Source organism: Pseudomonas gorinensis (genome assembly GCF_042015035.1).
Taxonomy (GTDB): domain Bacteria; phylum Pseudomonadota; class Gammaproteobacteria; order Pseudomonadales; family Pseudomonadaceae; genus Aquipseudomonas; species Aquipseudomonas gorinensis.
On record NZ_CP167125.1, the window covers coordinates 1,746,872 to 1,762,000 of the forward strand.

A 15,129-nucleotide genomic window follows, 5' to 3' on the forward strand; every position below is an offset into this window, starting at 1 on the left:
TGCGTAGTCTGCCTTTTCGCCAAGCGGACTGCCGTTTGCACCCGTTTGCCGTTATACTCGCCGGCTTTCAAAAGTTCGCCAACGAGTGCTGCCCGCCATGGAAATCAACCCGATCCTTAACACCATCAAGGACCTGTCCGAGCGCTCCGAAACTATTCGGGGGTATCTTTGACTACGATCAAAAGCATGAGCGTCTGACCGAAGTCAATCGCGAGCTTGAAGATCCGAGTGTCTGGAACAAACCTGAATACGCCCAGGAACTGGGCCGCGAGCGTTCTGCGCTGGCGCAGATCGTCGATACCCTCGACGAGTTGAACACCGGTCTGGCCGATTGCCGCGACCTGCTGGACATGGCCGTCGAAGAGAACGACGAAGGCGCAGTGGGCGATGTCGTCGCCGAGCTGGCCCGTCTCGAGGAAAACCTCGCCAAGCTTGAATTCCGCCGCATGTTCAGCCACGAGATGGACCCGAACAACGCCTACCTGGATATCCAGGCCGGTTCCGGCGGCACCGAAGCCCAGGACTGGGCCAACATCCTGTTGCGCATGTACCTGCGCTGGGCCGACAAGCGCGGTTTCGACGCCACCATCATGGAGCTGTCGGCCGGTGAAGTCGCGGGTATCAAGGGCGCGACCGTGCACATCAAGGGTGAATACGCCTTTGGTTGGCTGCGTACCGAGATCGGCGTACACCGCCTGGTGCGCAAGAGCCCGTTCGACTCCGGCAACCGTCGCCACACCTCGTTCTGCGCAGTGTTCGTCTCGCCCGAGATCGATGACAAGGTGGAAATCGAGATCAACCCGGCCGACCTACGGATCGACACCTACCGCTCCTCCGGTGCCGGTGGCCAGCACGTAAACACCACCGACTCGGCTGTCCGTATTACCCACGTCCCGACCAACACCGTGGTCAGTTGCCAGAACGAACGTTCCCAGCACGCGAACAAGGACACCGCCATGAAAATGCTGCGGGCCAAGTTGTACGAGCAGGAAATGCAGAAGCGCAACGCCGCTTCCCAGGCGCTGGAAGACACCAAGTCGGATATCGGCTGGGGCCACCAGATCCGTTCTTATGTGCTTGATGCGTCGCGGATCAAGGATTTGCGCACTAACATCGAACGCAGTGACTGCGACAAGGTGCTCGACGGCGATATCGACGAATACCTGGAAGCCAGCCTGAAATCGGGGCTGTAAACCGTCAGCCCGACCTCAAGTCCCCCGTCATTGGCGGGGGCAACGAACCTGTGATGGAAAATCTAAAGACATGAGCGACCAACAACTCGACCCGCAAGCCCTGCAACAGGAAGAAAACTCCCTGATCGCCCTGCGCAAGGAAAAGCTTGCTGCCGAGCGCGCCAAGGGCAACGCCTTCCCCAACGACTTCCGTCGCGATGCCTACTGCGAAGACTTGCAGAAGCAATACGCGGACAAGACCAAGGAAGAGCTGGCAGAGGCTGCGATCCCGGTCAAGGTGGCAGGTCGCATCATGCTCAACCGTGGCTCGTTCATGGTGATCCAGGACATGTCCGGGCGCATCCAGGTCTACGTCAACCGCAAGACCCTGCCGGAAGAAACCCTGGCCGCCGTGAAAACCTGGGACCTGGGCGACATCATCGCCGCCGAAGGCACCCTGGCCCGTTCCGGCAAGGGCGACCTGTACGTTGAAATGACCAGCGTGCGCCTGCTGACCAAATCCCTGCGTCCGCTGCCGGACAAGCACCACGGCCTGTCCGACACCGAGCAGCGCTACCGCCAGCGCTACGTTGACCTGATCGTCAACGAAGATGTGCGCCACACCTTCCGCGTGCGTTCGCAAGTGATTGCCCACACCCGCGCCTTCCTGATGAAGCGTGACTTCCTGGAAGTGGAAACCCCGATGCTGCAAACCATCCCCGGTGGTGCCGCAGCCAAGCCGTTCGAAACCCACCACAACGCGCTGGACATGGAAATGTTCCTGCGCATTGCGCCTGAGCTGTACCTCAAGCGGCTTGTTGTTGGCGGGTTCGAAAAGGTGTTCGAGATCAACCGCAACTTCCGTAACGAAGGCGTCTCGACGCGTCACAACCCTGAATTCACCATGTTGGAGTTCTACCAGGCCTACGCCGACTACGAAGACAACATGGACCTGACCGAAGAGCTGTTCCGCGAGCTGGCGCAACTGGTCCTGGGCAGCACCGACGTGCCATACGGCGACAAGGTGTTCCATTTCGGCGAGCCATTCGTGCGCCTGTCGGTATTCGATTCGATCCTCAAGTACAACCCTGAGCTGACCGCCGACGACCTGACCGACATTGACAAGGCCCGTGCCATCGCCAAGAAAGCCGGGGCCAAGGTGCTGGGCTTCGAAGGCCTGGGCAAGCTGCAGGTAATGATTTTCGAAGAACTGGTGGAGCACAAGCTGGAACAGCCGCACTTCATTACCCAGTACCCGTTCGAAGTGTCGCCGTTGGCCCGTCGCAACGATGACAACCCGAACGTCACGGACCGTTTCGAACTGTTCATCGGCGGTCGCGAAATCGCCAACGCCTATTCCGAGCTCAATGACGCGGAAGACCAGGCCGAGCGCTTCATGGCGCAGGTGGCCGACAAGGATGCCGGTGACGACGAAGCCATGCACTACGACGCAGACTTCGTGCGAGCCCTGGAATACGGCATGCCGCCAACGGCCGGTGAAGGCATTGGGATCGACCGCCTGGTGATGTTGTTGACCAACTCGCCGTCGATCCGCGATGTGATCCTGTTCCCGCATATGCGGCCACAAGCGTAACCGTAGCGAAATCCGAAGCCGCCTTTTATAAGGCGGCTTTTTTATGGGGCGTCTATAAGCGTCAAGCAAACAGCGCCAGGTTTTTGAACTGTTCAAGGATGTGTGTCGTGAACCGCGTAACCGCTCAAGAAGGCGCCGCCGGCATTGCCGCTGCCGTGGCTGAAAGCGTCCAGTACCAGGGCCGCAAGGCCAGCCGTCGGGGCAGCGAGCAACGCAGGCAAGACATTCTCGATGCGGCCATGCGCATCGTGGTGCGCGAGGGCGTGCGTGCCGTGCGTCACCGCGCGGTGGCGGCGGAGGCGGGCGTGCCGCTGTCGGCCACCACTTACTACTTCAAGGATATCGACGACCTGCTCACCGATACCTTCGCTCAATACGTTGAACGCAGTGCCGCCTTCATGGGCAAGCTGTGGGTACGTAACGAAGGTTTGTTGCGCGAGATGGTTGCCTACGGCGATGGCAGCCCGCAGTCACGCTCGCAACTGGCGGACGACATCGCGCGGTTGACTGCCGACTACGTGCAGCGCCAACTGACCAACCGTCGTGAGTACCTGATGGCCGAGCAGGCGTTTCGCCAGGAGGCCCTGCTCAACCCGCGCCTGGCTGAGCTGGTGCGTTCCCACCAGCAGATCCTGTTGCAGGGCACCGGGCAGTTTTTTCAGGTATTGGGCTCGCGTGAGCCGCAACAGGATGCCAAAGTGTTGACGGCGATAATCGGTCGGATGGAATATCAGGGCCTGCTTGGCGGGCCAGAGCCTCTGGCCGCCGAAGAGATGCTTGAGATTCTCAAGCGTTACATGCATTTGGTGTTGGCCTCGGTCTGACACCGGGGGATGTTTGATGAATGCCTGGCGTGTCGCGGTAATCGCCTTGTCCTTCCTGCTGCTCAGCGGTTGCCTGGTGACCTTCAAGGACCCGCTGCCGACCCGCGAGGCAGCACCGCAGGCCCTGTTGGGCCAGTGGGCCAGCAAGAATGCCTGGGGCGAACCTCTCAACCTGCGCATCACCCGTGCCGGCGAACACCGTTACAAGGCCGTGAGCTACCCTACAGCCAAGCCCGGCCAGCGTGATGAATACCTGTTCAGCGTGTCGCGCCATGGCAATCGTTGGTACCTGTCGGCGCCGTTACCCGCCAAGTTCGGTGGGCATTATTTCCTGGCAGGGTTCGAGTTCGACGAAAAGCACGAATTGGTGGTCTATAACCTCGACCTTGAGCAAATTCACCAAGCGATAGGCCAGCACGCCTTGCATGGCAGCACCGTGGACACCGTCGAGGGCCCCGGCGTGCAGGTGGACAGCCCCATGGACCAGGTATTTGCGTACCTGGATGACCCGGCCAATGCCGATGTGTTTGTGGAAGCCGTGCGCTACCGGCGCGTGGGCAAATAACGTTTAAAGGGGAAGCACCGGGTGGACGATTACCAGCAGACGATACGCACCTTGTCTGATCGCATTGTGCTGGCGCAAACACCGATCCGCGTCCTCGACGCCGTGAAATGGGACGAGAACATTCGCCAGGGGTTCCTCAAGGCCAAGGGCAAGGCCATGCCCGCCGTGGACCGCGACTACTACCTGAATCGCCCGCTGTCGTTCGATTCCAGCGCGGTCAAGCTGGAGTTCCAGAACATCGAGCGCGATATCACCCGCCGCCTCGGCCAGTTCAGCCCGGTGGGGCAGATCATGCGTCGCATGTGCCGCGAATACCGCATGGTGGTGCGTATGCTTGAGGCCCGTGGCACCGAGGATTTCGGCCTGATTTCCCAGGAACTGTACGGTGCCGCTTCCGATGCCTTCCATGCCGGTGACCCGACCCTGGCCGACCTGGGCCTGATGCTCTCCGACTACCTGAACAATATCGATGGCCGTGGCGACCTCAAGGACGAGGCCAAGACCCTTACCGCCAAGGATGCCGTGGCGTTGCTGCAGACGCGCTTGAACAAGGTGTTTGGCGAGGCCGAAGAAACCATCCGTGTCTTCGAGTCCGACGGGATCGTCGCCGACGCGGCGGCAGGCGCCGACTACATCAAGATCCGCGCCGATGCGATGTTCAATGAGCGTGATGTGCGTGCCCTCGAAGTGCATGAGGGCCTGGTGCACGTCGGCACCACCCTCAATGGCCAGAACCAGCCGATCTGCACCTTCCTGTCCAAGGGCCCGCCGTCTTCCACCGTGACCCAGGAAGGCCTGGCGATCCTGATGGAGATCATCACGTTTGCCTCCTACCCGAGCCGCCTGCGCAAACTGACCAACCGCACCCGCGCCATCCATATGGTGGAGGAGGGCGCCGATTTCCTGCAGGTGTTCGAGTTCTTCCGCGAGCAAGGCTTTGAAATGGCTGAGAGCTATGGCAACGCCAGCCGGGTGTTCCGTGGTTCGGTGCCTGATGGCCTGCCGTTTACCAAGGATTTGTCCTACCTCAAGGGCTTTATCATGGTCTACAACTACATCCAGCTGGCCGTGCGCAAAGGCAAGCTGGAACAAGTGCCGCTGCTGTTCTGCGGCAAGACCACCCTGGAAGACATGCGTACCTTGCGCCAACTGGTCGACGAAGGCCTGGTGGTGCCACCCAAGTACCTGCCCGAGCAGTTCCGCGACATGAACGCGCTGGCGGCGTGGATGTGCTTCTCCAACTTCCTCAACCACCTGAGCCTGGACCGGATCGAGGCGGATTACTCGAATATCCTGTAAAGGATGTACTGACGAAGCCGGCTCGAGAATCTGTGAGGGGCGGTGCGACGATTCGACTATCAGCGAGGCTTCAACGGATGAGAATCCTCGGCATTTTTTGCCTGCTACTCACATTGAGCGGTTGCAGCTCCTTGTTGTTCTATCCCGAGCCCGGCCTGCCGTTCACGCCGGAAAAAGCTCATCTGCCATATCGCGACGTCACCCTCACCACGGCCGACGGGGTCAAGCTGCACGCCTGGTGGCTGCCGGCCAAGCCCGGTGTGCCGCTCAAGGGCACCGTGCTACACCTGCACGGCAATGGCGGCAACCTGGCCTGGCACCTCGGTGGCAGTTGGTGGTTACCGGAGCAGGGCTATCAAGTGCTGCTGCTGGACTATCGCGGCTATGGGCTGTCCGAAGGCAAGCCCTCGTTGCCGGCGATCTATCAGGACCTGGATGCCGCCTTCGCTTGGATCGACAAGGCGCCCGAAACCCAGGCCCAACCCTTGATCGTCCTCGGCCAAAGCTTGGGCGGCGCACTGGCGGTGCATTACCTGGCTGTCCACCCGGAGCGTCAGGCCCGGCTCAAGGCCCTGGTACTGGATGGCGTACCGGCCAGTTATCGTGACGTAGGACAATTCGCCCTGAGCACCTCCTGGTTAACATGGCCGTTTCAGGTGCCGTTGTCCTGGCTGGTCCCAGACGGCGATAGCGCGATCCATGCGATGCCCAAGCTGACCGGTGTACCGAAATTGCTGTTCCACAGCCTGGATGACCCGATCGTGCCGCTGTCCAATGGCATCCGCCTGTATCAGGCCGCGCCGCCGCCGAGGGTGCTGCAACTGACCCGAGGTGGGCATGTGCAGACCTTTGCCGACAAGACCTGGCAAACCGTGATGCTGCGCTACCTGGATGACCCGCAACACTTCAATGGCCTGCGTCGCCTCGGCGAAATTCCGAACTACCCCATTCCTAAAGTTGACTCATCAGAGAGCCCGCAATGAGCGAAGAACGCAACATGATCCCGCTGATTCTCACTGGCATCGGCACTATCATCGGCACCGTTGGTTGCCTGTGGTACTACGGCTACCTGCACTTCGCCAAGCCGGAAGATGCGTTGCTGCTCAGTGACTTCACCATGCTCAAGACCGTGCCGGGCGAGGACTACAAGATCTCCCTGACCCCGGCCGCCCAGGTGGCGCAGTGCGTCGATGGCGTGTTGGTACTGTTTGATACCGAACAAAAAGGCCTGACGGGTGTATTGGTGAATAGCAAGAAACAGGCGGTGCGTTGCATGGGCCAGGAAACGCCACAGTTGCAGGAGTAGGGCCGAAATCTGCTGCCACCGTGTGAGAAACCGGCTTGGAGTGCTAGGAGCAAGAGCCCAAGTAAACCGCAGGTTTATAGTTCAAGGCATGTCAGAACCGAGAGTCGCCGGAACCATTTACAGTCGATTACCACAGATTTCGGACTGATCAGCGTCGCTGAATCGGTTCGTTCTAATTCATTAATCCGGAGTCGACTATATGAGCATAGGTGGTGTTGGCGGCAATTCTCCAATGGACGGTGTCGGTTCTCAGGGCAGTGGTTCGGGCCAAAATGAACTCGGCGCGCTCAAACAGCTGGCTGAGGCGCTGAAAAAGCAGATTGAAGCGATGCAAAGCCAGGGAGGTGGGGGCGCCGAAGGCGGTGGCGAACTTGATGAACTGAAGAAACTGCTCAAGGAGCTGATGGAAAAGATCGAGAAGCTGCAAGGCGGCCAAGGCGCCGATGGAAACAAGTCTGGTGCAGAAGGTGATTCAGGCAAAGTCCAGGCGACGGTCGAGCAGAGTAAAGTGTCGATCGCTTTCTGATGAATGTATCGTCACCAAGAACCCCGCCTATTGGCGGGGTTCTTTATGCTGCGTCAGACGATCAGTAGGCGACGGACGAGCGCGGCTTGACCGGCTGGTTATCGTTGGAGATGGTCACTTCAACGCGGCGGTTCATGGCGCGGCCCGACACGCTGCCGTTATCGGCAACCGGGTATTCCTTGCCGTAGCCGGTGGTCACGATGCGGCGTGGGTCAACGCCCATCTTGATCAGTGCAACCTGCACCGAAGCGGCACGGCGCTCCGACAGGCTCTGGTTGTAGGCATCACTGCCGGTGCTGTCTGTGTAACCTTCGACGATCACCTGGCGATCCGGGTTTTCCTGAAGGAACTGAGCCAGCTTGTTGATGTTGACCAGGCCGCTGGCCTTCAGGTCGGCCTTGTTGGTAGCGAACAGCACATCACCAAAGGTCACCAGGGTGCCGCGCTCGGTTTGCTTGGCGTTCAAGCTGTCCTGAAGTTGCTTGATCTGTGCATCACGGGCTTCGAGCAGTGCACGGGCACGTTCGTCTCCAGCGTTTTTCAGCTTGGCTTCGGATTCGCGCAGCGCGATGGTGTCTTTGGCCACTTCAACGCGCTGGTTGGTCAGGTAGGCCAGTTGGTCAACTTTCTTCTGGTCTTCCTTGTCGCGGTAAGCCTTGTCGGCTTTGTCCAGCCAATCCTGGGCGTCCTTGGTTTCCAGGGCCGCTACTTTGGTGGCATTCGGGTTGGCTTGCAGGGCCGAGAAATTGGTCCGTGCGTTTTCCAGGTTCGCGTTTGGCGGGGTGGAGCAGGCCGCCAGGGCAACGCTCATCGCCAGCAGGGCAGGGATCATCAATTGTTTACGCATAGTCGTGTCGTCCTTTCAATTCGATATCGGGTGCAATGCAATCAGGTGCGGCGCTTTATTTCTGCTGGATAGCAGCCGGGCGCATGCCTTCCTGACGCAGCTCCTGAACAGCTTTCTGGGAATCCTTCACAGCCTGTTCGGCCTTGGCGGCCTGGGCTTTACGCTCGGCGACGCGAGCGTCCCACTCAGCTTGTTCGGCCAGGCGACGGGCTTCGTCGTAGTTCTTGTCGTGCATGGCGATCTCGGCTTGCTTGAGCTTGTCCTGGGCCGATTTCATTTCAACTGCTGCGTACTCGGTGCCGCCGGCGCTGACTGCGCTGTTTACCGCGGACTGAGTCACCGCGTATTGCTCGGTTGGCGGGTTGCCGGCGCAACCAGCCAGAACGAAGCTGGTGCCGATCGCCAGCGCGGCCAATTTAAGCCCGCGCAGGTGGTTAAACGAGGATTTGGCTGTGCTGGTCTTCATCGTCTTCAACTCCATTGGATAACTCCTGAAAAACATCAAAATCCATGTCACTGGTCAGTGGTTGCGGCGGCTGGCGGTAAAGCAACCAGTGCCCTTTCAAACGACTGTTCCAAGTGATGGCTTACTGGTTGTGACCGGAGGCTTTTTTCAAAAGTTCAGACGAGATGGCTATTTGCCTAAAAATAAATCTGACCGATTGGTCAGCGAATAAAAGATGGAACTTTTGCCGCGCGCAGGGGTACGCCGAGCCTCTGAGAGGCCCGGAATACCGGGGTTAAACGGGGGAGGAAAGGAGGGGGCTCAGTGCTTCTGCTCGTCGGTACTGGCCGACAAATCGTGCAGATAGCGTCGCGATAGACTCAGGAAGCGCGGGGTCGGGCCGACGTCTTCGTACAGCGGATCGCCCTCTTCGTCGGTGGCAATCACATGCTGGCCCTTGATGTAGGGAAAGCTGGCTTCCAGCTCTTCGAGGGCGGCACCGATCAGCTCGCCGAGCAGTTCTTCGGTGTTGCGTTTGGGGTACATTTCGGCAATGGCCGCCAGCCTTGCGGCGGCCTCCACATCCAGATGGATCGCATATTCGGTCTTGGTCAAGCGACCCTTGGCGTTCTCTTCCCAATGCTGGGCCAGTTCTCGAATTTTCATGGCAACCTCAATAAAGCCTGCGGTAGCGGGCGGTGATGAGTGACCAGTCGCTCGCATGGATAACGCGACGACTCACAGTTGAGACTAGCTGCAAGTCACAAGGTTTAAAGTCTTGTCATAAAACCAGGCTGGCGGCACTCTGACAGATCTGCGCGTCCCGGATTTCTGGCTGGAGATTGGCTGATGAGTGATATCGATGCACGCTTGCGCGAGGATGTTCACCTGCTGGGTGAGCTGTTGGGCAATACCATTCGAGAGCAGTACGGCGATGATTTTCTCGCCAAGATCGAGCAGATCCGCAAAGGAGCCAAGGCTGACCGGCGCGGCGCCGTCTCGGATAAAACGGCTGGCGATGAACTGAGCAGCAGCTTGAACCAGTTGCAGGAAGACGAACTGCTGCCCGTCGCCCGGGCCTTCAACCAGTTCCTTAACCTGGCCAATATTGCCGAGCAGTACCAATTGATTCATCGGCGCGATGAGTCGCAACCGGCGCCCTTCGAAGCACGCGTATTGCCGGAGTTGCTGGCCCGCCTGCAACGCGAAGGCCACAGCAACGAGTCGCTGGCCCGCCAATTGGGGCGCCTGGAAATCGAGCTGGTGCTCACCGCCCACCCCACTGAAGTGGCGCGGCGCACCCTGATCCAGAAATACGATGCGATCGCCGCGCAACTGGCGCTGCAGGATCACCGCGACCTCACCACGGCCGAGCGCGAGCAGATCCGCGAGCGCCTGCAGCGGTTGATCGCCGAAGCCTGGCACACCGAAGAAATCCGCCGTACCCGGCCCACTCCGGTGGACGAGGCCAAATGGGGTTTTGCGGTGATCGAGCATTCGCTTTGGCATGCGATCCCCAATTACCTGCGCAAGGCCGACCATGCGCTGCATGCGGCTACCGGCCTGCACTTGCCACTGGAAGCCGCGCCGATCCGCTTTGCGTCCTGGATGGGCGGCGACCGTGACGGTAACCCGAATGTCACCGCGCCGGTCACCCGTGAAGTGCTATTGCTGGCCCGCTGGATGGCCGCCGACCTGTATCTGCGCGATATCGATCAATTGGCCTCGGAACTGTCGATGCAGCACGCCAGCCCGGCGTTGCAAGCCAAGGTCGGTGACAGCGTCGAACCCTATCGGGCGTTACTCAAGCAACTGCGTGACCGCTTGCGCGCGACCCGCAGTTGGGCCCAGGCCTCGCTGACTGTCGCCACCCCGGCGAGCGCAGACGTGTTGCAACACAACCGTGACCTGCTCGAGCCGCTGGAGCTTTGTTACCAGTCGCTGCATGAGTGCGGCATGGGCGTGATTGCCGATGGCCCATTGCTCGATTGCCTGCGTCGTGCGGTCACCTTCGGCCTGTTCCTGGTCCGCCTGGACGTGCGCCAGGACTCCAGTCGGCATACGGCGGCCATGACCGAGATCACCGATTACCTCGGCCTGGGTCGTTATGAAGACTGGAATGAGGAGATGCGCATCAGCTTCCTCATGAAAGAGCTGGCCAACCGTCGCCCCCTGTTGCCGGGCTATTTCAAGCCGTCGGCGGACACGGCCGAAGTGTTGAATACCTGCAAGGAAGTCGCCGCCGCACCGGCCGCTTCCCTGGGTTCGTACGTCATCTCCATGGCCGGGGCCGCCTCGGATGTGCTGGCGGTGCAACTGTTGCTTAAAGAGTCGGGCGTGCAACGGCCGATGCGGGTGGTGCCGCTGTTCGAAACCCTGGCCGACCTGGATAACGCGGGCCCGGTGATCGAGCAACTGTTGCTGTTGCCGGGTTACCGCGCACGGTTGCAGGGCCCGCAGGAAGTCATGATCGGTTACTCGGACTCAGCCAAGGATGCCGGCACCACTGCCGCTGCCTGGGCGCAGTACCGTGCCCAGGAACGCTTGGTGGATATCTGCCGTGAGCAACAGGTGGAACTGCTGTTGTTCCACGGTCGCGGTGGCACCGTGGGCCGTGGCGGCGGCCCGGCCCACGCGGCGATCCTGTCGCAGCCACCGGGGTCGGTGGCGGGGCGTTTCCGTACCACCGAACAAGGGGAAATGATCCGTTTCAAATTCGGCCTCCCAGACATTGCCGAGCAGAACCTCAATCTCTATCTGGCTGCCGTGTTGGAAGCGACGCTGCTGCCACCGCCGCCACCGGAGCCTGCGTGGCGGCATTTGATGGATGAATTGGCGGCAGACGGTGTCAGCGCCTATCGCGCCGTAGTGCGGGAAAATCCGCAGTTCGTCGAGTACTTCCGCCAGTCGACGCCGGAGCAGGAACTCGGTCGCTTGCCTCTGGGCAGCCGCCCGGCCAAGCGCCGTGCCGGTGGTATTGAAAGCCTGCGGGCGATTCCGTGGATCTTTGGCTGGACCCAGACCCGCCTGATGTTGCCCGCCTGGCTGGGCTGGGAAGCGGCCCTGAGCAAGGCGCTGGAGCGTGGCGAAGGCGAACTGCTGGGGCAAATGCGCGAGCAGTGGCCGTTCTTCCGCACCCGCATCGATATGTTGGAAATGGTGCTGGCCAAGGCCGATGCCGACATCGCGCGGCTGTATGACGAGCGCCTGGTGCAGCCGGACCTGCTGCCATTGGGTGCGCATTTACGCGACCTATTGTCGCAGGCGTGCCAGGTGGTACTTGGCCTGACTGGCCAGTCGCAACTGCTGGCGCATAGCCCCGACACCCTGGAGTTCATCCGCCTGCGCAATACCTACCTGGACCCTTTGCACCTGTTGCAGGCCGAACTGCTGGCACGCTCCCGTCAACAGGAAGCGGCGCAGGACAGCCCTCTGGAACAAGCGCTGCTGGTGTCCGTGGCCGGTATCGCCGCCGGGTTGCGTAACACCGGCTGAGGTTTTTTGCGCGTTCTCGACGCCTTGCCGGTAAACCGTGACGACCGCCCTGAACGGGCGGTCGTTGTTTGAGCGGCCGGGTTGCACCCAGGCACACCCTACCTATGACGTATGCGCGGCGCGGGTTCCTCCGACTTTTGGCGGCTTGTGTGGTTAGGGCCTGCTGTGTATCTTGATCAGCCTTTGGCCGTTTGGGCGGCTTGGGCCCATATTTTTATGAGCCATATTTTTACGAGATTGGCCCCACGCGGCGAATCCGAGCGTCATCTCTATAAAAAATTGAGGAGCACATCGATGCGCGTCATTCTGCTGGGAGCTCCCGGGGCCGGTAAAGGTACTCAGGCAAAGTTCATCACTGAAAAATTTGGCATTCCACAAATCTCCACCGGTGACATGCTGCGCGCTGCGGTAAAAGCAGGCACCGAGCTGGGCGTTAAAGCCAAAAGCATCATGGATGCCGGTGGCCTGGTGTCCGATGACCTGATCATCGCATTGGTCAAGGACCGTATCGCGCAACCTGACTGCGCCAAGGGTTTCCTGTTCGACGGCTTCCCACGCACCATTCCCCAGGCTGAAGCCCTGGTGACGGCTGGTGTCGAGTTGGACGCCGTGGTCGAAATCGCGGTTGAAGATGAAGAAATCGTCCAGCGTATTGCTGGTCGTCGCGTTCACGAAGCCTCGGGGCGCGTGTACCACACCGTCTACAACCCGCCGAAAGTGGCAGGCAAGGACGATGTCACCGGTGAAGACCTGGTGCAGCGCAAGGACGACACCGAAGAAACCGTGCGTCATCGCCTGTCCGTCTACCATTCCCAGACCAAGCCGCTGGTGGATTTTTACCAGAAGCTGTCGGCTGCCCAAGGCAAGCCGAAGTACAGCCATATCCCTGGCGTTGGCTCGGTTGAAGCCATCACCGCCAAGGTGCTGCAAGCACTGAGCTGATCAAGTGATCGGCTTCATCGACAACGGCCCGCTTGCGGGCCGTTGTTGTTTATACTGGCGCACTTTTTTTCGACTTGGACACCGACACCGATGAGCACCCTGCTGGCCCTGGACACCGCGACTGAAGCTTGCTCCGTTGCCTTGCTGCACGATGGCAAAGTTACAAGCCACTACGAGGTGATCCCGCGTCTGCATGCGCAGAAGCTGTTGCCGATGATCAAGCAATTGCTTGAAGAGGCGGGCATTACCCTGTCTGCCGTGGATGCCATTGCCTTCGGCCGTGGCCCGGGGGCCTTTACCGGTGTGCGTATCGCCATCGGCGTGGTCCAGGGCCTGGCCTTTGCGCTGGAGCGCCCGGTATTGCCGGTGTCCAACCTTGCGGTGCTGGCACAGCGCGCCTTGCGTGAACACGGCGCGCAGCAGGTCGCGGCGGCCATCGATGCCCGCATGGATGAAGTGTATTGGGGCTGCTACCGCCAAATCGCTGGCGAAATGCGCCTGGTGGGGGTGGAAGCTGTACAGCCACCGGAGGCAGCGGTTTTGCCGGAGGATGCCAGCGGTGATTGGTTCGGTGCTGGCACTGGTTGGGGGTATGGCGAGCGCATGGGTGTGCCGCTGGTGGCCCAGGATGCCACCATGTTGCCCCACGCCGAAGACCTGCTGACCCTGGCGCGCTTTGCATTCGAGCGTGGCGAGGCGATTCCGGCCGATCAAGCCGCGCCTGTGTACCTGCGCGACAAGGTGGCGCAAACCAAGGCTGAGCGCGGGATAATTTGACGCCAAAAATGATGGCAATTTGGGGCAAAAGTCGCCAATCGTCAGAATTTGCCCGCGTTTTTAAACCTTTTTCAAATTATGTGTTCTAGTTATCACCAGAGCATTTGCGCGCCACGGATCGCGCCACTAAAATGCCATCACCGATACCGAGTTCGCATGTATGCGCATAGACGGCTTTTCCTCACAGTCCTACCCCCTCAAGCGTAAGCCACGTAAGGCGAACGTCACGGTAGACGATTCCGTTGAGGACTCGCCGGACTTCATCGATGTCCAGTCTGAGGCATCGTCCAGCGCCCAAGGCTCCGCCAGCGCCCGTACCAGCGGTCTTCCCGCCCGTCAGCAAGATATGGTCTTCCCTCGCTCCATGAGCAAAAGCGTTGCCACCGCACTGGCCAGCTACCTGACCACCGCCGGTTTTGTTGAATGGGATATGGAAGTGCTGGGCCTCGATATTCATATCTGATGCGCCTGCCTTACTACATTGGCTGCCCGTCCTGGAGCGAAAACGCCTGGCGCGAGTACCTGTACCCTGTCGATGCGCGTTCCAGCGATTACCTTGCCCTGTATTCCCAGGTCTTCAACGCCGTTGAAGGCAATACCACGTTTTATGCTCGCCCCTCGGCCGCCACTGTGCAGCGCTGGGCCGAAATCATGCCTGGGGATTTTCGTTTCACCGCTAAATTCCCGGGTGATATCAGCCATGGCGGCGACTTGCGTGAGCAGTTGCCGGCGGCGGAAAGTTTTGTCGGCCTGATGAGCCCGCTGGGTGAGCGCGTCGCGCCACTGTGGCTGCAACTGTCGGCGAGTTTTTCACCGCAACGCCTGGGCGAACTGGCCGGGTTTATCGATGGCTTGGAGCGGCCCATGGCGGTGGAAGTGCGGCATCCGGAGTTCTTCGCCAAGGGCGATGCCGAGCGCATGCTCAACCGCCTGCTGCGTGACCGTGGTGTCGAGCGGATCTGCCTCGACCCGCGCGCCTTGTTCAGTTGCACATCCACCTCGGCTGCGGTGCTGCACGCACAATCGAAAAAACCCAAGGTGCCACCACGCCCGGCGGCACTGACGCTGTTTCCCCAGGTACGGTTTATCGGTCATCCGGAGCTTGAGGCCAACGACCCGTTCCTGCTCCCGTGGGTGGAAAAAATCGCCGGTTGGATTGAAGAAGGGCGCACGCCCTACATGTTCCTGCACACCTCCGATAACCGCCTCGCCGCGCAGTTGGCCCTGCGTTTTCACGACCAGCTGATGGCGCGCTTGCCGGGCCTGCCAGGCTTGCCGACCTTGTATCGGGAACCCGCAGCGGAGCAACTGGGGTTACTCTAGGGCTCCTTTCCCCG

Annotated in this window: 16 protein-coding genes; 13 read left to right on the top strand and 3 right to left on the bottom strand. The window is 60.3% G+C overall.

All coding sequences use genetic code 11. The features are described from left to right. Positions 1-97 precede the first annotated feature (97 nt). The 8 genes from prfB to AB7933_RS07945 all read left to right on the top strand — a co-directional run bounded on the left by prfB (position 98) and on the right by AB7933_RS07945 (position 7,286). Positions 98-1,193 (top strand): peptide chain release factor 2 gene (prfB, locus tag AB7933_RS07910; protein WP_102625207.1). Its coding sequence is split into 2 segments (ribosomal slippage): positions 98-169 and positions 171-1,193, totalling 1,095 coding nucleotides; the frame shifts between segments, so codons are not numbered across the junction. A gap of 70 nt (positions 1,194-1,263) precedes the next feature. Beyond that, entirely contained in the window at positions 1,264-2,766 is a 1,503-nt protein-coding gene (gene lysS / locus AB7933_RS07915) for a lysine--tRNA ligase (protein WP_024073787.1), read from the top strand. Between the two features lie 107 nt (positions 2,767-2,873). Then, positions 2,874-3,590, top strand: coding sequence for a TetR/AcrR family transcriptional regulator (locus tag AB7933_RS07920; protein WP_024073788.1), 717 nt, complete (start codon positions 2,874-2,876; stop codon positions 3,588-3,590). A 16-nt stretch (positions 3,591-3,606) separates the two neighbouring features. Continuing rightward, positions 3,607-4,155, top strand: coding sequence for a hypothetical protein (locus tag AB7933_RS07925; RefSeq protein WP_024073789.1), 549 nt, complete (start codon positions 3,607-3,609; stop codon positions 4,153-4,155). Between the two features lie 21 nt (positions 4,156-4,176). Beyond that, complete coding sequence (locus AB7933_RS07930; protein WP_024073790.1) at positions 4,177-5,454, top strand: flavohemoglobin expression-modulating QEGLA motif protein; 1,278 nt, start codon at positions 4,177-4,179, stop codon at positions 5,452-5,454. 77 nt (positions 5,455-5,531) lie between these two features. Then, on the top strand, positions 5,532-6,437 hold the full coding sequence (locus AB7933_RS07935; protein WP_024073791.1) for an alpha/beta hydrolase: 906 nt from the start codon (positions 5,532-5,534) through the stop codon (positions 6,435-6,437). Beyond that, positions 6,434-6,760: a hypothetical protein gene (locus AB7933_RS07940; protein WP_024073792.1), complete on the top strand. Its 327-nt coding sequence runs from the start codon at positions 6,434-6,436 to the stop codon at positions 6,758-6,760. Before AB7933_RS07935 ends, AB7933_RS07940 begins: the two co-directional genes overlap by 4 nt. A gap of 199 nt (positions 6,761-6,959) precedes the next feature. Continuing rightward, complete coding sequence (locus AB7933_RS07945) at positions 6,960-7,286, top strand: hypothetical protein (protein WP_024073793.1); 327 nt, start codon at positions 6,960-6,962, stop codon at positions 7,284-7,286. Between the two features lie 61 nt (positions 7,287-7,347). On the opposite strand, the gene AB7933_RS07950 is transcribed toward AB7933_RS07945, so the two are convergent. From AB7933_RS07950 to AB7933_RS07960, 3 genes are all read right to left on the bottom strand, one after another. Next, positions 7,348-8,133 carry an OmpA family protein gene (locus AB7933_RS07950; protein WP_024073794.1) on the bottom strand — a complete coding sequence of 262 codons (786 nt, stop codon included), beginning with the start codon at positions 8,131-8,133 and terminating at the stop codon, positions 7,348-7,350. 55 nt (positions 8,134-8,188) lie between these two features. Then, positions 8,189-8,614 carry a DUF4398 domain-containing protein gene (locus AB7933_RS07955; protein ID WP_041160854.1) on the bottom strand — a complete coding sequence of 142 codons (426 nt, stop codon included), beginning with the start codon at positions 8,612-8,614 and terminating at the stop codon, positions 8,189-8,191. A 285-nt stretch (positions 8,615-8,899) separates the two neighbouring features. After that, positions 8,900-9,244: a hypothetical protein gene (locus tag AB7933_RS07960; protein ID WP_024073796.1), complete on the bottom strand. Its 345-nt coding sequence runs from the start codon at positions 9,242-9,244 to the stop codon at positions 8,900-8,902. A gap of 183 nt (positions 9,245-9,427) precedes the next feature. Here AB7933_RS07960 and ppc point away from each other — a divergent pair, with 183 nt between their 5' ends. From ppc to AB7933_RS07985, 5 genes are all read left to right on the top strand, one after another. After that, positions 9,428-12,073, top strand: coding sequence for a phosphoenolpyruvate carboxylase (gene ppc / locus AB7933_RS07965; protein ID WP_024073797.1), 2,646 nt, complete (start codon positions 9,428-9,430; stop codon positions 12,071-12,073). 294 nt (positions 12,074-12,367) lie between these two features. After that, positions 12,368-13,015, top strand: a complete 648-nt coding sequence (gene adk / locus AB7933_RS07970; protein ID WP_024073798.1) for an adenylate kinase — start codon at positions 12,368-12,370, stop codon at positions 13,013-13,015. 90 nt (positions 13,016-13,105) lie between these two features. Then, complete coding sequence (gene tsaB / locus AB7933_RS07975; protein WP_024073799.1) at positions 13,106-13,792, top strand: tRNA (adenosine(37)-N6)-threonylcarbamoyltransferase complex dimerization subunit type 1 TsaB; 687 nt, start codon at positions 13,106-13,108, stop codon at positions 13,790-13,792. A gap of 160 nt (positions 13,793-13,952) precedes the next feature. Further along, positions 13,953-14,255: a hypothetical protein gene (locus AB7933_RS07980; RefSeq protein WP_024073800.1), complete on the top strand. Its 303-nt coding sequence runs from the start codon at positions 13,953-13,955 to the stop codon at positions 14,253-14,255. Next, positions 14,255-15,115 (top strand): DUF72 domain-containing protein, encoded by an 861-nt coding sequence (locus tag AB7933_RS07985; protein ID WP_024073801.1) that lies wholly within the window; start codon positions 14,255-14,257, stop codon positions 15,113-15,115. Before AB7933_RS07980 ends, AB7933_RS07985 begins: the two co-directional genes overlap by 1 nt. The last annotated feature ends 14 nt before the right edge of the window (positions 15,116-15,129 follow it).